14 protein-coding genes and 1 pseudogene are annotated in these 17,691 nt (G+C 72.0%); 6 read left to right on the plus strand and 9 right to left on the minus strand.

All coding sequences use genetic code 11. From position 1 onward, the window contains the following. The first annotated feature begins 273 nt into the window (after positions 1–273). Positions 274–861 carry a GNAT family N-acetyltransferase gene (locus ABR737_RS11415; RefSeq protein ID WP_350250068.1) on the plus strand — a complete coding sequence of 196 codons (588 nt, stop codon included), beginning with the start codon at positions 274–276 and terminating at the stop codon, positions 859–861. Between the two features lie 218 nt (positions 862–1,079). Here the strand turns inward: ABR737_RS11415 and ABR737_RS11420 are convergent, their stop codons facing one another. The 5 genes and pseudogenes from ABR737_RS11420 to ABR737_RS11440 form a co-directional block, all read right to left on the minus strand. After that, complete coding sequence (locus tag ABR737_RS11420) at positions 1,080–2,162, minus strand: Zn-dependent alcohol dehydrogenase (RefSeq protein ID WP_350250069.1); 1,083 nt, start codon at positions 2,160–2,162, stop codon at positions 1,080–1,082. A 199-nt stretch (positions 2,163–2,361) separates the two neighbouring features. After that, positions 2,362–3,756: an aldehyde dehydrogenase family protein gene (locus ABR737_RS11425; RefSeq protein ID WP_350256752.1), complete on the minus strand. Its 1,395-nt coding sequence runs from the start codon at positions 3,754–3,756 to the stop codon at positions 2,362–2,364. A 162-nt stretch (positions 3,757–3,918) separates the two neighbouring features. Next, positions 3,919–4,993 (minus strand): annotated as a pseudogene (locus tag ABR737_RS11430) (MFS transporter). After that, positions 4,994–6,526 (minus strand): CitMHS family transporter, encoded by a 1,533-nt coding sequence (locus tag ABR737_RS11435; protein WP_350250070.1) that lies wholly within the window; start codon positions 6,524–6,526, stop codon positions 4,994–4,996. It lies immediately after the preceding pseudogene. A 217-nt stretch (positions 6,527–6,743) separates the two neighbouring features. After that, the gene (locus tag ABR737_RS11440; protein ID WP_350250071.1) at positions 6,744–7,430 is read right to left on the minus strand and encodes a TetR/AcrR family transcriptional regulator; all 687 of its coding nucleotides are present in this window, start codon (positions 7,428–7,430) and stop codon (positions 6,744–6,746) included. A gap of 139 nt (positions 7,431–7,569) precedes the next feature. On the opposite strand from ABR737_RS11440, the gene hmgA reads away from it, so the two are divergent. Both hmgA and ABR737_RS11450 read left to right on the plus strand, forming a co-directional pair. Next, complete coding sequence (hmgA, locus tag ABR737_RS11445; RefSeq protein ID WP_350250072.1) at positions 7,570–8,919, plus strand: homogentisate 1,2-dioxygenase; 1,350 nt, start codon at positions 7,570–7,572, stop codon at positions 8,917–8,919. A 16-nt stretch (positions 8,920–8,935) separates the two neighbouring features. Then, a complete protein-coding gene (locus tag ABR737_RS11450; RefSeq protein ID WP_350250073.1) occupies positions 8,936–9,682 on the plus strand; it encodes a GntR family transcriptional regulator in 747 nt (248 codons plus the stop codon). Between the two features lie 629 nt (positions 9,683–10,311). Here the strand turns inward: ABR737_RS11450 and ABR737_RS11455 are convergent. After that, the gene (locus ABR737_RS11455; RefSeq protein WP_350250074.1) at positions 10,312–11,703 is read right to left on the minus strand and encodes an MFS transporter; all 1,392 of its coding nucleotides are present in this window, start codon (positions 11,701–11,703) and stop codon (positions 10,312–10,314) included. A 215-nt stretch (positions 11,704–11,918) separates the two neighbouring features. Between ABR737_RS11455 and ABR737_RS11460 the strand changes: the two genes are divergently transcribed. Continuing rightward, the gene (locus ABR737_RS11460) at positions 11,919–13,181 is read left to right on the plus strand and encodes a type ISP restriction/modification enzyme (RefSeq protein WP_350250075.1); all 1,263 of its coding nucleotides are present in this window, start codon (positions 11,919–11,921) and stop codon (positions 13,179–13,181) included. 338 nt (positions 13,182–13,519) lie between these two features. On the opposite strand, the gene ABR737_RS11465 is transcribed toward ABR737_RS11460, so the two are convergent. The 3 genes from ABR737_RS11465 to ABR737_RS11475 form a co-directional block, all read right to left on the minus strand. Then, positions 13,520–13,783, minus strand: coding sequence for a hypothetical protein (locus ABR737_RS11465; RefSeq protein ID WP_328388142.1), 264 nt, complete (start codon positions 13,781–13,783; stop codon positions 13,520–13,522). A gap of 271 nt (positions 13,784–14,054) precedes the next feature. Then, the gene (locus ABR737_RS11470) at positions 14,055–14,861 is read right to left on the minus strand and encodes an SGNH/GDSL hydrolase family protein (protein WP_350250076.1); all 807 of its coding nucleotides are present in this window, start codon (positions 14,859–14,861) and stop codon (positions 14,055–14,057) included. A 336-nt stretch (positions 14,862–15,197) separates the two neighbouring features. After that, on the minus strand, positions 15,198–15,908 hold the full coding sequence (locus tag ABR737_RS11475) for a YoaK family protein (protein WP_350250077.1): 711 nt from the start codon (positions 15,906–15,908) through the stop codon (positions 15,198–15,200). A gap of 222 nt (positions 15,909–16,130) precedes the next feature. Here ABR737_RS11475 and ABR737_RS11480 point away from each other — a divergent pair, with 222 nt between their 5' ends. Together ABR737_RS11480 and ABR737_RS11485 are read left to right on the plus strand one after the other, a co-directional pair. Further along, the gene (locus ABR737_RS11480) at positions 16,131–16,556 is read left to right on the plus strand and encodes a hypothetical protein (protein ID WP_350250078.1); all 426 of its coding nucleotides are present in this window, start codon (positions 16,131–16,133) and stop codon (positions 16,554–16,556) included. Between the two features lies 1 nt (position 16,557). Then, positions 16,558–17,658 (plus strand): GNAT family N-acetyltransferase, encoded by a 1,101-nt coding sequence (locus tag ABR737_RS11485; protein WP_350250079.1) that lies wholly within the window; start codon positions 16,558–16,560, stop codon positions 17,656–17,658. Positions 17,659–17,691 lie beyond the last annotated feature (33 nt).

Below are 17,691 nucleotides of genomic sequence, written 5' to 3' on the forward strand. Positions count from 1 at the left end.
CCCTCAAGGGCGATATCGCCGTGTCCAGGCCGCTCCAGCGAGCTGTCCCCACCAGCCAACACAGACCCGGCCTGCGTCGCGCCACGACCACCCGCCCGCGACACGTGCACGCGGGTACGACCCGATGCGCTTCTTCACCGGAGGAGCACAGCTTTCTCCACGACGAACAGAACAGGGCCCTGAAGGCTTGTCCCGTAAGTGATCTCCGTTGGCCGACCGGCCAGTTGGAGCGATGCGCCGGGCAGCGCCGGGTCGTGGGAGATGATGCCGCTCATGACTTTTGCGATTACGCCCGCCATCCCCGCCGGGGCTCTCTCCGCTACCGACCAACCCGCCCTGCCGTCACCAGGCAGTGATGTGCTCCTGCGGCCCTGGGAAACGGACGACGCCCCCGTCCTGCAATGCGCCTTCCAAGACCCGTCCATCCAGCACTGGCACACGCACCACGTCACTTCTCGGGAGGAAGCCCAGGAGTGGATCACGACCTCCCATCGGTCCTGGCAGCAGGAGCAGGCCGCTCAGTGGGCCATCGCCAGGGCCGACAGCGGTGAGGTACTCGGACGGATAGCCCTGCGCTGGATGGACCTTCTCCACGGCCTTGCCGAGTGTGCTTACTGGGTCCTGCCGGATGCGCGCGGTATCGGCCTCGCTCCGCGTGCCCTCGCCACATTAGCCACCTGGGCGCTGGACGAGGCCGGCTTCCACCGCCTCGAACTCGCGCACTCGGTCGGCAATGACGCCTCCTGCCGAGTGGCCACCAAGACCGGCTTCGTACTGGAGGGCACCCGGCGCGGCGCGCATCTGCAGCGGGACGGCCGGCACGACATGCACCTCCATGCCCGTGTCCAGGGCGACACCTGAGCTGCTATCCGGCGGACGACCGTGACATGCGCCGACTTGAGTGAGTCAAAAACAGGGGCTTGGCGCCCCTTCTCGGCCACGGACGCGCGCCCGCCTCCGGGGAGGGCTGGGGACCGGAGCGGTGGCTGATGCTCCGTTCCCCGTTCCCGCCGCCGGGCCGGTCGTCCAGCCGCGACCGATGACGGCCCGACCCGGTCCCACCCTGCCCCTCCCGGCGCCTAGAACACCACCAACGCCCGCCCGCCCTTGCCCGCCAGCATGGCGTCGAAGGCGGACGGGATGCCGTCCAGGGTGATGCGCTCGGTGACCAGGGCGGACAGGTCGAGGGCGCCGGAGCGGACGTGTTCCGCGATGACGGGGAGGTCGCGGGCGGGGTCGCTGTTGCCGTAGACGCAGCCGGAGAGGGTCCGGCCGAAGTAGAAGAGCTCCAGGGCGGAGAAGGCGACCTGCTGGTCCTGTCCGCCGATGCCGACGACCGTCGTACGGCCGCCGCGGCGGGTCGACGACCAGGCCGTGCGGATGGTGTCGGCGCGCCCCACACACTCCACGGCGACATCGGCACCCACACCTGAGGTGAGCTTGCGGATGCGCTTGGCGGTGTCGTCGCCCGCCACCACGAACTCCGTCGCGCCGGCCGCGCGGGCCAGCTCCTCCTTCTCCGGTGAGACGTCCACGGCCACGATCGGGCCCGCACCGGCGATCCGCGCGGCCTGCAGCGTGGCCAGGCCCACCCCGCCGACGCCGAAGACCGCGACCGACTCCCCGGCCCGTACCCGGGCGTTGTGGTGCACGGCGCCCCAGCCGGTGAGTACCGCGCAGCCGAGCAGCGCCGCGTCGGCGAGCGGCACCCCGTCGGGCAGCGGCAGCGCGGCCCGCGCGGGCACCACGGTCTCCTCGGCGAACGCGGCGGTGCCGAGGCCAGGGTAGAGGTCGGTGGCGTCGGCGGCGAGGGTGGCGTACGGCGCCTCCGCGGCGTGGCCGGAGCGGGCGCACAGCCACGGCTCGGCCAGCCCGCAGAAGTGGCAGTCACCGCAGGACGGCGCCCAGTTGAGGACGACCCGGTCGCCGGGGGCCACCGTGGTCACCTCGGGCCCCACCGCGGTGACGGTGCCCGCGCCCTCGTGACCGAGGACGGCCGGGGCCGGCTGGCGCAGGGTGCCGTTGGACAGGGACAGGTCGGAGTGGCAGACGCCGGCGGCGGCGAGCCGGATACGGACCTGGCCGGGACCGGGCTCGGGCAGGTTGATCTCGGTGACCCGCAACGGGGCGTTGACGGCGGACAGTACGGCGGCGCGGATCACGAAGGACTCTCCTCGGTGCGGAGGCGGAGGGCGGGACTTGCAGGGCTGACGGGGGCCGGCGGGACTGGCGGGGGCGGCCGGCCCGGCGAGGAAAGGGGCGCGGCACGGCGGGATGCGGCACGGCGGGATGCGGCACCGGCCGAGCCCACCACCGCACCGCCCCGCACCGCCCCGCCGGGCCCCGCGCCGCCCCGCCGCATCAGAACTGCAGCGACTTGGTCTGCAGGTATTCGGTCAGTCCGTGCGGGCCCAGCTCGCGGCCGATGCCGGACTGCTTGTAACCGCCGAACGGGGCAAGGGGGTTGAACCGGCCGCTGTTGATGTCGACCTGCCCGGTGTCCAGGCGGCGGGCGAAGGCGACCGCCTCGGCATCGTCGCCCGCCCAGACCGCGCCGGCCAGCCCGTAGACGGTGTCATTGGCGATCCGGGCGGCGTCGTCCTCGTCCTCGTACTTCAGGATCGACAGGACCGGGCCGAAGATCTCCTCCTGGGCGATGGTCATCTCCGGCGTGACATCGGCGAAGACGGTCGGCGCGACGTAGAAGCCCGGCCCGGCGGGCGCCTCGGGGCCGCCCGCCACGACCCGCGCGCCCTCGACGATGCCCTGCTCGATGTAGCCGCGCACCCGGTCCCGCTGCTTGGCGCTGACCAGCGGACCGACCCTCTCCCCCGGGACGTACTTGGCGGCCGCCGCGGTCGCCAGCTCGACGGCCTCGGCGTACCGGTCCTTGTGGACCAGCATCCGGGTCCAGGCGCTGCAGGTCTGGCCGGAGTTGGCCATGACATTGGCGACGCCGACCGCGACCGCCTTGGCCAGATCGGCGCTGGGCAGGATGACATTGGCGGACTTGCCGCCCAGCTCCAGCGCCACCCGCTTGACCGCGGCCCCCGCGAGGGCACCGATCCGCTTGCCGACGGCCGTCGAGCCGGTGAAGGAGACCAGGTCGACCCCCTCGTGCTCGGCGAGCGCCTGCCCGGCGACCGGGCCGAGTCCGGTGACGAGGTTGAAGACACCGGCGGGTATCCGGGCCGCGTCGACGCACTCCGCGAAGAGCTGGGCGACCAGCGGGGTGTCCTCGGCGGGCTTGAGCACCACCGTGCAGCCGGCCGCGAGCGCCGGGGCGACCTTGGCGACGATCTGGTGCAGGGGGTAGTTCCAGGGCGTGATCGCGCCCACCACACCCACCGGCTCGTGCAGCACGGTGGAGTTGCCGATCTTCTCCTCGAAGGAGTAGGTGCCGGCCAGTTCGGCGTACGAGCCGCAGACCGCGAGCGGTATCCCGGCGTGCACCTTCGTGCTGAAGGCGAGCGGCGAGCCGAGTTCGGCGCTGACGGTCTCGGCGATCTCCTCGGCGCGCGCGGCGAGTTGGTCGCGCAGTGCGGCCAGCCGGGCCGCGCGCTCGGCGGGCGGGGTGGCGGCCCAGCCCGGCAGCGCCGCGCGGGCGGCGCGGACCGCGGCGTCCACGTCCTGCGCCGAGCCGGCCGGGACGGTGGCGATGACCTGCCCGTCGGCCGGGTTGACGACCTCGATCGTGCCGCTGCCCCCGGCGGGCCGCCAGCTTCCGTCGATGTACATCGCGTCGTGCTGCTTCACGTCGTGGTCCTCCCGGGCCGGCTGCTGGTCGTCCACCCAAACTAGCGCCGGTAGTTTTGTACGCGCCAGGAATCCGCCACACCGTGCGGGGTGACGGTCACCACGAGACTAGGGCGCGCCCGCAACCCCCCGCCCTGGTGGATGGACCCCATGTTTCCCGGGTCATGTGGGGGAATCCCCCCTTGCCGTGCACCGCGTCCGCTCTCCGGCCTGCCCCTCCCGTGACGGCGCGACCGGTCCGCCGGCCGCCCGCCCCGTACGGGCGGCCATCGCGCCGGAGGCCAGCAGCAGCGCGCCGAGCAGGACGAAGGGCGCGGCGGTGCCCGCGAGTCCGGCCAGCAGGCCGGCGCCGGCAGGGGCGGCGACCTGGCCGAGCCGGTTGCCGGTCAGGCGGAGCGCCAGCGCCGTACTGCGGGCCCGGTCGGGAGCCGCCTGGACGACCGTCGTCATCGACAGCGGCTGGCCGACGCCGAGACAGAAGCCGAGCGCGAGGAGTATCGCCGCCAGCGCCGCCACCGGAACCGGCAGCACCAGGCCCACGCACAGCAAACCGGCCAGCGCGCAGCTGCCGGCCATCAGCGCGGTGCGTCCCAGCCACCGGATCATCGGCGTCATCACCAGCCGGCAGGCAATGGTGGCCGCGGCCCGCAGGCTGAGCAGCACGCCGATGGCCGTCGGGGCGATGGCGCTCGTCGGGGCCATCCGGCCGTCGTGCTCGGAGATGACGAGTCCGGCGGCGACCGGGCCGATCAGCTGGCCCAGGGAGGCGCCGATGGTGAAGTGGCCGAAATTGCGGTCGCGTTCCTCCGGCGCGCTGCGGCGGGCGACGATCGACTGGGCGCCGATGACGAAGCAGAGGTGCCCCAGCCCCATCACCCCGCTCCAGGCGGCCATCACGGGCAGCAAACCGGCCAGCCCGCTGAGCGCACAGCCACCGCTGATCAGCGCCACCCCGACGACCAGCAGCGGGGCGCAGCGCCCGTGGTCGGTACGGCGGCCCAGCGGGACGGCGACGAGCAGCGGGAGCAGGGCGTAGACGGCGGTGATCACGCCGATGGCGCGTTCTTCCCCAAGCTCTCAACTACGTTCGAGCAGGGGAGACCCCAACCCCCAGGGCGAGGGCCCGGTAGGAGACGGCGGGCCTGGCCATGCTCACCGCTCCCTGAGCGAAGGAGAAGGTGAGGACCAGGCGCAGCAGCCAACCCCTGCCGGGCCTCGCGGCGCCGGTACCGGTCATCTAGAGGATGCCGAAGAGCACACCGGCGCACAGGACCACCAGGGAGGTCAGCGCGGCCCACTTGACGGTGAACTTGGTGTGGTCGCCGAACTCGACCTTGGCCATGCCCACGAGGACGTAGACGGCGGGAACCAGCGGGCTGGACATGTGCAGGGCCTGTCCGACGAGGGAGGCCCGGGCGATCTCGATGGGGGCCACGCCGTGGGCGGCGCCTGCCTCGGCGAGGATCGGCACGATGCCGAAGTAGAAACCGTCGTTGGACATGAAGTAGGTCAGCGGGATGCTGAGGACGCCGGTGACGATGCCCATGTGCGGGCCGAGTGCGTCGGGGATGCCGCTGACCAGCCAGCGGGCCATATGCTCGACCATGCCGGTGCCGGTGAGCACGCCGGTGAAGACGGCGGCGGCGAAGACCATTCCGGACACATTGAGCACGTTCTCGGCGTGCGCGGCGATGCGGGCCTTCTGGTCCTTCATGTGCGGGAAGTTGACCGTCAGGGCGAGGGCCGCACCGAGCAGGAAGAGGACCGGGATCGGCAGGGCCTGCAGGATCAGCAGGGTGAGCAGCGCGACGGTGAGCGCGGCGTTGAACCAGTAGAGCTTGGGGCGCAGGGTGGCCCGCTGCGGGTCCAGGACCTGGAGACCGTCGTCGTCGGAGTCTGTGACGGTCTCGCTGTCGCTGTCGGCATCAGCGTCGGCGTCGGACCGGTCCCCGGAGCCGGTGGCCGCACCGCGGTCCGCGTCCGTGCCGGTGCCCGCGCCGCCGGTGCCTCGCTGCGCACCGCCGCCGACGAGCCCCTTGCCGCCGGCGCCCCCCGCGCCACCGGCACCCGCGCCGACCAGCACCTGTTCGGTCTCCTGCACGGTCTGCTGCTCGTCCGGGGCCTCGGTCACCAGCCGGGTGTCGCCGAGGGTCAGCGTGCCGAGCCGCTTGCGCTCGCGCCGGCCGAGGACGTACGCGAGGGCGAACACCGCGACCAGGCCGACGGCCAGGGCCGGGATCATCGGGACGAAGATGTCGCCGGCGTCGAGCTTGAGGGCGGTGGCGGCGCGGGCGGTCGGTCCGCCCCAGGGGAGGGTGTTCATCACGCCGTTGGCGGTGGCGGCGACACCGGTCATGACCACGAGGCTCATCTTCAGCCGCTTGTAGAGCGGGTAGAGCGCGGAGACGGTGATCATGAAGGTGGTGGAGCCGTCACCGTCGAGCGAGACGATCGCGGCGAGCAGGGCCGTGCCGAGCACCACCCGCACCGGGTCGGCCTTGCAGAACTTCAGGATGCCGCGGACGACCGGGTCGAAGAGCCCGACGTCGATCATCACCCCGAAGTAGATGATGGCGAACATCAGCATCGCGGCCGTGGGGGCCAGGTCGCCGATGCCCTTGAGGACGTAGTCGCCCAGGTGCGCGCCCTGTCCGACCAGGACGCAGAACAGCGCGGGGATGAGCACCAGCGCGGCCATCGGTGACATCTTCTTCATCATGATCAGCGCCAGGAAGGCTGCGATCATGACGAATCCGAGGATTGTCAGCATTAGGGGTACCTCACGTTCGCCCTTGAACATCTGCCGGGGGGTGGCAGTTCAGGTGACGGTAGGTCCCGCCAACTTTTGTTAACAAGGCCTTGACATGCGAGCAATACGAGCAAAACCCCAGGTCAATACGGATCTCCCCGGACGGGCGTGCGCACAACCGGCAACCCGCCGCCGGCTGGGGCACCGGGACGCGGGGCCGCCGGAGCCCGGCCGGCCCTCACGCCTCCGCCGTCTCCCCCTCCGCCGTCTCCCCCTCCCCCGCACCCGCCCCGTCCAGATAACGCGCGAGGTAGGCCCAGAGCAATTCCTTGGTCTCCGTGACGATGGCAGGATCACCGGCCGGGTCCGTGCGGAAGGCGAGCTGGAGCAGTGCGTCGGCCGTCTCGACACCGACCAGGAAGGCGGTGCGCAGCCGCTCGTCGGCGGTGTCCAGACCGAGCGGGCCGGCGAAGAGGGCGCGTAGCCGGTCGGCGACCTCGTAATTGGCCTGCCGAGAGGCGGGCGGAGCGGGGACGGTGAACTCCACCAGGGCGAAGCCCGGCACGGTCCGCTTCATGGCGAGGTATTCGTCGACCACCACGTCCATCGCATGGCGCCACTGGAGCGGCCGGCCGGCCGGAGCGGTCAGCCGGGCGGTGATGCGGTCCGTATAGGCGTCGAGATTGCGCCGGGCAAGGGCCTCGGCCATGGCGCGCTTGTTGGGGAAGAAGCGGTAGACGGAGCCGATCGGGACACCGGCGCGGCCGGCCACGGCCCGGGTGCTCAACTCGTCGTAACCGGTCTCCTCCAGGACCTCGGCACAGGCATCGAGGATTCTGGCCAGGCGCCGGGCGCTGCGTTGCTGGACGGGTGCACGGCGCAGGGCGGCGGACGGGGGGCCGGGGCGGGGGGTCGGCTGCTGCACCCGTCCATCCTGCCCCTCGCCCGGACGGGCGGAGCGCCATCGCCGCGATCCGGCCGCCGCGGCCGGGAGTCTCCGTTGACGGCCCCCGACGGCAATCCTAAGGTCTTGCATAGGATTCCTTGAGCGGCGGGAGTACGCGATGGCAGGCACGGGCAACGAGCAAGCGAGGAAGACGGCCGAGGGGCTGGAGTACATCACCGGCTTCGGCAACGAGCACAGCTCGGAGGCCGTCCCCGGCGCGCTGCCGGTGGGCCGCAACTCCCCCCAGCGCGCCCCGCTCGGCCTGTATGCCGAACAGCTCAGCGGGTCCGCGTTCACCGAACCGCGCGACCACAACCACCGCTCCTGGCTCTACCGCATCCGCCCGTCGGCCGCGCATCCGCCGTTCGTCCGCGCCGGGCAGCGCGCCGTCCGCTCGGCCCCGTTCACCGACTGCGCCCCCGACCCCAACCGGCTGCGCTGGAATCCCCTGCCCGAACCCACCGGCCCGGCCGACTTCCTGGACGGGCTGTGGACGCTGGGCGGCAACGGCGACGCCACCCAGCGCACGGGCATGGCCGTCCACCTGTACCAGGCCAACACCTCCATGGAGCGGCGGGTGTTCGGCAACGCGGACGGCGAGCTGCTGATCGTGCCGGAGCGCGGCGGGCTGCTGCTACGCACCGAACTCGGCCTGCTGCACGCCGAACCGGGTGAGGTGGCGTTGATCCCGCGCGGCATCCGCTTCCGCGTCGAGCTGCTGGACACCGCCCACGACGGCGGGCAGGGCCCGACCGCCCGCGGCTATGTCTGCGAGAACTACGGCCGCCCCTTCCAGCTCCCCGACCTGGGCCCGATCGGCGCCAACGGCCTGGCCAACGCCCGCGACTTCCGCGCACCGGTCGCCGCCTACGAGGACGTCGAGGGCCCCGTCGAGGTCGTGAACAAGTTCTGCGGCAACCTCTGGACGGCGACCTACGACCACTCGCCGCTGGATGTCGTCGCCTGGCACGGCAACCACGTCCCGTACGTCTACGACCTGCGCCGCTTCAATGTCATCGGCTCGATCAGCTACGACCATCCCGACCCGTCGATCTTCACCGTGCTCACCGCCCCCTCCGACACCCCGGGGCTGGCGGGTGTGGACTTCGTGGCCTTCGCGCCGCGCTGGCTGGTCGGCGAGGACACCTTCCGGCCGCCGTACTTCCACCGCAATGTGATGACCGAGTACATGGGGCTGATCGAGGGCGCCTACGACGCCAAAGCGGAGGGCTTCATCCCGGGCGGCGGCTCGCTGCACAACATGATGTCGGCGCACGGGCCCGACCGGGAGACCTTCGACCGGGCGAGCGCCGCCGAGCTGCGGCCGCAGAAGATCGACGACGGACTGGCCTTCATGTTCGAGACCCGCTGGCCGCTGACGCTGACCGAACAGGCCCGGGACGCCGGCCATCTGCAGCGCGGCTACGACGACGTATGGCAGGGTCTGCAACGTCATTTCCGCCTGTGACACCGGGGAACGCCTCGTGACCACCTTCGCTCCCGACTCGCTCGCCCTGAACCGCAAACTGCCGCTGTGGTACCAGGTCTCGCAGTCGTTGCGCGCCTCCATACTGGGCCGCTCACCCGAGGCCTCGCTGCGGCTGCCCACCGAGGACGCACTCGCCGCGCACTACGGCGTGAGCGTGCTGACCATGCGCCAGGCCCTCAAGGAGCTGGAGGCGGAGGGCCTGATCAGCCGGCACCGGCGGCGTGGCACCTTCATCGAGCCGAGCGCGCAGCGCGGTGCGCCGGTGCGGCTGCTGGGCTCGGTGGACGCGATCGTGGCCCAGCAGTCCGGGATGAGCACTGAACTGCTGGAGCACGGCCCCACCGCCGTACCGTCCGAACTGTCCGAGTATTTCCCGGACATGACGGAGGTGGCCGGATTCCGCCGGCTGCGCAGCGACGAGAAGACCGGCGAGCCCACCAATCACGCACACAACTACGTACGCCCCGAGGTCGCCGAGCTGATCGATCCGGCGGATCTGCTGCGCTGGCCGATGACGAAGGTACTGCGGGACGGGGTGGGCATACGGATCAGCCGGATCACCGACAGCGTCGAGGCCCGGCTGGCCGACCCGGAGACCGCCCGCCTGCTGCAGGTCCCGCTGCTCAGCCCGATCCTGCATTACACGGGTGTCACCTACGGTGAGGACGGCGACGTGGTCGATGTCGCCCGGATTCATTACCGGGGCGACCGCTTCTCCTTCACGGTGACGTTGGAGGCGTAGCGGTTTGCTGCGCATTGCCTCGCCACGTTTTCGGCTGTCCCGTCGTGGGGGTTCGCCGCCGTTTCGCCTGCGGCGGGCCGGGTCCGCTGCGCGGGGCTGTGGGTGCGGTGACGGGCCTGCGGGGCCGGTGTGTGGGACTGCTTCGCTTTACGTCCCACACACCGGCCCCTCCGGCCCGTCCCCTCCCGTGGGGGAGGAAGTGACGGTGGGTGGGGGCGGGCGTCGATCACAACCAATTCGCCGTGCCACGGCCATCTCCCTGTGCCACGGCTATTCCCCTGTTCCCACGGGCATTACCTACGTCCACGACGCGCACTGGACCAGCCACAGTCACCCCCACCGGCCTTTTCCCACCCACCCAACGGGAGGGGACGGGCCGGAGCGGGTGGGGTGCCGGACGTAAAGCGAAGCAGTCCGGCACCCCACCCGCGGAGGTCCGTCACCGCACCCGACAGCCCCGCGCAGCGGACCCGCCCGCCGCAGGCGCAACGGCGGGACAGCCGACAACGTGGGCAGGGGCAAAGCGCAGCGAACCGGCCCGCCGCCAGGCGCAACGGCGGGCGCACCGCGGAGCGGGCGAAAAACGGCGCGCAACCCCCACGTCGGGCCAGACAAAAACGTGGGAAGCCTCAAATCCGCTCAAGGCTCCGCCCAGTACTCCGCGGCCCCAGCAGTGCCACGTCCAAACACAGCAGCACCATCAGCCCCGCCGACCCCGCGAACACCGCGGCCGCCCCGAGGTCGTTCAACACGCTCAGCGCGATGAACGGCAGCACGACCGACGTGAGCCGGGACAGCGAGTAGGCGATGCCGATCGCGCTGCTGCGCAGGCCGGTCGGGAAGAGTTCGGTCTGGTAGACGTGGAAGGCGTTGGAGAAGACATTGCTGCACACCGTCAGCAGGAAGCCGAAGGTGACGATGGCCCAGGAGGCGGTGGCGAAACCGAAGGCCAGACCGCAGCCGGCGATACCGAGCGCCGAGGCGATGATCAGCGTCCGGCGCTCGATCCGGTCGATGAGCGGGACGGACAGCGCGGAGCCGACCGGGTAACCGCAGAAGCTCAGCGCCGCGTACAGCAGCGACTCGGTGACGGTGTGGCCCTTCGCGGTGAGCACCACCGGCGCCAGCGACCCGAAGCCGTAGTAGCCGACGGTCTGCAGCACCTGGAAGATCCACCACATGACGGTGCGCCGCCGCTGGTCGCCCCGGAACATCTCGGCCAGCGGCACCTTCCGCTCCGGTACGGTCTCCGCCTCCGGTACCGACGGCAGACTGCCGCCGCTCTCCCGGGCCACCCGCTCCTCCAGCCCGGCCACGATGCGTTCGGCGTCCTCGCCACGTCCTTGCACCACCAACCAGCGTGGAGATTCCGGGAGTTGGCGGCGCATCACCTGGAGGAACCCGGCGCCCAGCGCACCGGCGACCAGCAGCCAGCGCCAGCCCTCGACGCCCAGTGGCTGATGGGCGGCCACCAGCCGGGCGCCGAGCAGCGCGGCGACCGGAACGCCGAGGAACCCGAAGGTGTACGCATGGGCGATATAGCGGCCGCGTACCGCCCGGGGCAGGAACTCCGCGAGATAGGTGTCGACCAGTACGAGTTCGGCGCCCAGCCCCAGGCCGGACAGGAAGCGCAGCACGAGGAACCAGGACAGGTCCGGGGCAAACGCGCACAGCAGTGAGAAGAGCGAGTACGCCGCCAGGTTGATCATGAACATCCGGCGCCGCCCGAAGCGGTCGGCGAGCACCGAGAGCACATTCGCGCCGACGAACATCCCGAGGAAACTCGCGGCGATCACCCAGGACTTCGCGGTGGGCCCGAGGTGCCACTGTTCGGCGAGGGCCGCGGCCAGCACGCCGCCGAGGAAGATCTCGTAGAGGTCGAAGAAGGCCCCGATGCCGACGACGAGGGTGATCCGGCGGTGCCACCGGGACGGCGGCAGCCGGTCCAGTCGTGCGGCGGCCCGGATGCCGGTGGGGGTCCCCCCGCGCCGTTCAGGCGTGGGAGAGGTGGTGTCCGTCATGGCGGTCCTCCCCTGAGCAGGTCCCGGCGCGCAGGACGGAGCCAGGTCCGCACCGCGTGGTCGGGCGTACGGCGAGGACCGTACTCCTTCAAGATCAGCAAGCGGAAGACCGCCTGCCCGCCCCGGACGGTGGAGGTGGCCTGCGGATTCGGTACCGCCGCGGGGCCGGTGGATACCATGCCGGGGTCAACCGAACGGTCCGGGAGGGGCTCCGCGTGACGGCGAAGCAGGACGCGCCACGGCTGTCCGATCTCATGCCCTGGTCCGTGGCGCCGCTGCGGCTCGGCCGCTCCTGGGTGCTGGCACCGGATCCGGCCACGCTGCGGGCCCGCTGGGCGGCGCTGGTGGACGCCGAGGACGCGGCGGCCCGCGAGCGGCTGTTCCGGCCGTCCCGGGTCCGGACCCTGCACTCCGCCGTCGGCCAGCTGCCCGGCCAGGCCACGGCGACCGAGCGGCTCTACCGTGCGAGCGGCCCGTGCCCCGAGCCGGTACGGGTGGCACACGGCCCGTTCGACCAGCAGTGGCTGCTGCCCGATCACCGGCTGATCGACGGCGCGCGGCCGGAGTTGTGGCGGGTGGCGGACGCACGGCAGCTGTTCGTGGTCGAGTGGGGGCAGGTGCCGCAGGTGCCCGGCCCCGCGGTGGTGTGCTCCGCGCTGCTGCCCGACGGGCGTTCACCGGCCGGCCGCCCCGGACGGATCCGTCCGTTCTACCGGCGGCCCGGCGGACACGAGCCCAATCTCGCCCCGGGCCTGCTCGCCCTGCTCGGCGGGCGCCTGGACCGCCCGGTGGCGCCGACGGACCTGCTCGCCTGGCTCGTCGCGAGCGCCCGGCACTCCCCCGAGGGCTGCACGGTCCCGCTCACCACCGACCCGGAGTTCTGGGACCGCGGCGTCGCCCTCGGCGAGCGGCTGCTCTGGCTCGCCACCCGGGGCGCCTACGCTCCCGGGGCGGACGGCGGGCACGGCAGCGAGGGGCCCCGGATGCCGGGCGGCCGGCGCCCGTACGTACGCTCCGCACTCCCCGCCCGCGGGCTGCCGCAGGACGTCGCCTACGACCCGGCGGAAGAAGCGCTGCTGCTCGGCGGCGGCCGGATCGCTCCGGTGCCGCCGGGCGCCTGGGACTTCCACGCGGGTGGCGTACGCGTCCTGGAAGCGTGGCTGGCCGAGCGCACCGGCACGGCCGCGGCGGGCCCGGACGCACCCGAGGCCGGTTCGCTGGCGGCGCTGCGCCCCGCCGACTGGCCGCAGGAGTGGACCTCCGAGCTGCTGGAGCTGATCACCGTGCTGGCGCTGCTGTCCGAACTGCAGCCGCGGTGCGAGGAGTTGCGGCGGCAGACGGAGGACGGTGGTCCGCAGCTGTCGGCCGGCGAACTGCGGGCAGCCGGCATTCTCCCGGCGCCCGTCTCCGCACACCGCCCGGCCTCGGTGCTCGACCACCACGAGGAGGGCCCGGAAGGGCAGTTCGCGCTGCTGTGAGCCGCGGGGGCCGGGGGGCCGGGGGGGCTGGAGGCACGGGCGCTTCTCCGGGAAGCGGCCGACCCGGCGGCCCGGGTCTCGCGGAGGGCCCGGAGCGCCCCGTCAGAGCACACAAAACCACCCGTTGCCGGGCAACGGGTGGTGGGGAGTGCTGCGCCGGCCGGGTGGGGGACGGGGCCGGAGCAATCGAGCGGGTGCCTCACGGCATCTTCGGGGCAAGGATTCCCGCCCCGGCGAGCACACCGACGAGCTGCCGGCGCCCTGAGCCTGACGAGCGATCGGACCGCGGTGCCGCGCCGGGACGGTGTGATCGCCCGAGATGCCGCTTCAGCAGCGGATCAGCCGTGACCCCCGAACAGCGAGCGCCGCAGCCTGCGCAGCGGCGCGAACAACGACACCCTGGCGCCGCGGCTGTTCCTCACACGCGAGCGATCACGCGCGGTGAGCTCCTGCATCAGCGAAGTCGCGCCCTCCACCTCGCGCTGCGGGATGGCGGGACCACCCAGCACCGCGAAATGGCGGTCGAGACGCGCACTGGACGCACCGCTCCCGCAATTGATGGCAGGGACTCGCGCCCTGCTACGCACTGTTATCTGTTCCATGACTCTCCCCACCCTACGAGGGCACCCCGGCCCGGGCAGGGTAACCCTATCTCTCTCGGAGGACACGCGTGCAGACCGGTCAACGGATTCACCTGCCCCGCCTTGACGTTGACGAACACCATACGGAATGTCACGTACACCGCATGGACCAGGGCGAGTTGAGCGACATCGGGCTGTGGTGGGGCCGCACGGGGCGCCTGACGGGCCGCCAGGGCGCACGAGGAGAGACCGGGATCTCACTGCCTTTCCCCGGCGCCCGGCGAGCGGATGATTACGCAGCGGAGGCGAACACCGGCAGATAGCCGCCGGACTGCCCGGCGGCGGTGGGGTGGTAGGACTCCAGGACGGGGAAGGTCACGCTGTGCAGCCAGGCGCTGCCGGAGCAGAGCTCATGGCCGGAAAAGGTGGCGTTGACATCGGCGAAGGTGAAGCCGTGGTCGGCGGCCCGCTTGGCGGTGACGCCGTTGATGTCGTCGGCGGCCGCGTTGATCGCGGCACGGGACTTCTCCGAGAGGCCCGCGATGCAGGTGCCGCGGAGTTTGTAGAAGTGGGGGTATCCCACGACCACCACATGCGCGGCCGGGGCCTTCTGGGAGATGGCGCTGTACACCCCGTCGAGCTGATCGGGCAGGGTGGTGTCGATGTAGGTCCTGGCCTGCGCCACCCGGGCCAGGCAGGCGCTCTCCCCCTGGAGCGCACAGGTCGTCATGGTGTCGGCGAAGCCTGCGTCGTTGCCGCCGATGGTGATGCTGACCAGGCCGGTGGAGCTGTCGAGCGGGGCGAGCTGACCGCTGAGAACGTCACCCGTTCGGGCGCCGGAACAGGCGGTGAAGCGGAAGGAGGAGGGGGAGTGCGCGGCGGCCCACAGGGCCGGGTAGGCCTTGGTGCTGCGCTTGCAGGAGCCGCTGGCACTGTCGTAGCTGCCGGCCCCCACACCGGAGGAGTAGGAGTCGCCGAGGGCAACATAGCCCGTGGTGGTGGGGAGTTGGGCCGACACGGCGGCGCTCGCGCCGGTGAGCGCGAGCGCCGTGGTGACGAAGAAGGCGGACGTCAAGGCCGCAAATCGGGACAGTCTCATGGAACCTCCCTTAGCAGGGTCTCTGCCACATTCGTCGTAGCAAAACTCGTGGGTAGCCGGAAGTGTCCATGCCAAAAATCATCGGCAGTTCACGGCAAATATCCCGATACGAGGGGATGTTCACCCTCCCGTCACGGCGCCGACTCCGGGGACACGGGTGCTTCTCCTGTCGGTGCTTGTCCTGCGGGTGCTTCTCCTGTGGGTGCTTCTCCTGTGGGCGCTTCTCCTGTGGGCGCTTCTCCTGTGGGCGCTTCTCCTGTGGGCGCTTCTCCTCTCCGTATCTCGGCGTCCTCCTCTGCGGGCCGGTGTGCTGCGGGCCGACGTGCGGCGGACCGGTCATTCCTCGGAGGGGCCCAGGCGGCCGGTGAGGCCGGGAACGAGGAAGGCGGTGGCCGCGATGACCACGGCCACCAGCAGGATCACCAGCGTCGGACGCGTCCCCAGACCGAGCAGTCCGGCGCCGAGCAGGCCCCCGGCGAACATCGCGGAGACCGAGACCAGCCGGCGGCCCGCGACGTGGCTGCCGTACCCAAGGCGCTTGTCGTGCCCCAGCGGTGAGCCGCTGACCAGGGCCGTCATCGCCCGGGTCTCCACCGTCGTCGTGAAGTCGGGGGCGGCGGTCCGTATGGCGGTGACATTGCGCATGCCCATCGCCACCGCCATCAGCCCGACGACCACCAGGCGCCGCCCCGGCGGCAGGCCCCGGACCGGCCCCCACTCCCATGCGGCCGCCGCGGCCCCGGCCAGCAACGTCGCCTCCGTCGCCAGCGCGACCGGGAACCACTGGCGCCGCCGCACGGCCAGCGCCGATTCCCACCGCGCCCCGAGCGCCGCGCCCAGGGCGAAGGCGCCGAGCGACACCACCGTCGCCAGGACCGGCAGACCGCCCTGACCGGCAATGCCGAACCCGAGGAAGAGCAGATTGCCGGTCTGGGTGGCGGTGAAGACCTGACCGAGCGACAGAAAGCTGACGGCGTCGAGCACTCCGGTGGCCACGGTCAGACACACCATGATCACCGTCAGGGCGATTCCGCTCGGCGGCTCCACGGGCACGGCTCCTTCCGGCGGTCACCTCACCTCGCGGCACGTCCCCCCAGTCTCCGGACGACCGGCCCGCGCCACCGCCATTGCGCCGTCCGAGGGCGGCCCGGCGTCTTCACCCCCGCACGGTTGCGTAGGTTTCCGGCCTTCGTCATGTCTTGACGGTGCTCCGAGCGTTGCGCGACATTGAGGCCCGGCATCCGGCGCTTATGGGGGGCAAAGCTGCCAATGCACACCAAGACCATCGCTCGTCACGGCTCGCACGACCTGCCGCCACCCGGGGAGCGACCGGCGAGCGCCACCGCGTCGCTGGTCGCGGGGATGGCGGTCGGCATCGGCATCATGGGAGCCGTCCTCGCGCTCGCCGATATCGGCTCACCACTCCGGGCACCGTTCACGCTCTTCTTCCTTCTGATGGCACCGGCCGCCGCGCTCGCCGTGGCACTGGGCCGGATGGATCCGCTCGGCCGCGCGGTCGCCGCCGGGGCCGGGGCGCTGGCCGTCGATCTGCTGGTGGCGCAGACCATGCTGGCGCTGCATCTGTGGTCGCTGCGCGGCGGCGTGCTCGCGGTGGCGGCGCTCAGCGGCGTCCTGCTGCTGGCCGGCTCGGTACGGCGGCGCACAGGCCGGGGCCCCGGAAGCCGGGCGGGTTGAGATGGACGTCGCGGTGTACCGCCCCGGCGAACTGACCGGGGCCGACCGGAGTGCCTGGACCGCCCTGCAGTCCCGGGCACGGTCCCTGGGGACGCCGCAGCTGGCGAACCCCTTCCTCTCCCCCGAGTTCGCGCTGGCCGTCGGCCACTGCCGGAGCGGCGTACGGATCGCGGTGCTCCACGAGCACGGCGAGCCGGCCGCGTTCCTGCCCTTCCAGCGCTCGGCGCTCGGGACCGGGCGGGCGGTCGGCCTGGGCGTCTCCGATGCGCAGGGGCTGGTGCACCGGCCCGGGTTCCATTGGGACGCCCGGGAGTTGCTGCGGGCCTGCGGGCTGTCGGTGCTGGAGTTCGATCACCTGGTGGCCGGTCAGCACCCCTTCGAGACGGCCGCGTTCAGTGGTCACGCCTCACCCGTCATCGATGTGGACCAGGGCTTCGAGGCCTATCTGGCAGGGCTGCGGGCCCGGTCGCCGAAGTTCACCCGCACCACTCTCGCCAAGGAACGCAAGCTCGGCCGGGACGTCGGGCCGCTGCGCTATGTCCACGACGAGCGGGACCCGGCGGCGCTGCGGACGCTCATGCAGTGGAAGTCGGCGCAGTACCGCAGGACGGGGCGCAGCGACCGCTTCGCGCACCCCTGGATCGTCCGGCTGGTGCAGCACCTGTTCCATACCCGCAGCGCTTCCTTCGCGGGGCTGCTGTCGGTGCTGTACTCGGGCGAGCGGCCGGTCGCGGCGCATTTCGGGCTGCGTTCGGAGTCCGTACTCGCCTGCTGGTTCCCGGCCTACGACCCCCGGTTCGCGAAGTTCTCCCCGGGACTGGTGCTGCATCTGCGGATGGCGCAGGCGGCGGCCGCGGAATCCCTCGGGTATCTCGACCTGGGGCGTGGCGCTAAGGACTACAAGGAATCCCTCAAGACCCGTGAACTGCTGGTGTCCGAGGGGTGGGTGATGCGGCGGCATCCGGTGGCGCTGGGGCATCGGGCGCGGCGCGCGCCGGTGCGTGCGCTGCGCAATGCGGTGCTCGCCAGACCGGAGCTGTTCGCGCCCGCCGACCGCCTGCTCAAGCGGGTGGGCCGAATCCGGTCGGGCGGTGACGCATAGCCCGTCAACGGCGGTCCGTGGCGGGGTTTTGCG

It is taken from the genome of Streptomyces sp. Edi2, from assembly GCF_040253635.1.
In the GTDB taxonomy this organism is placed as follows: Bacteria; Actinomycetota; Actinomycetes; order Streptomycetales; family Streptomycetaceae; genus Streptomyces.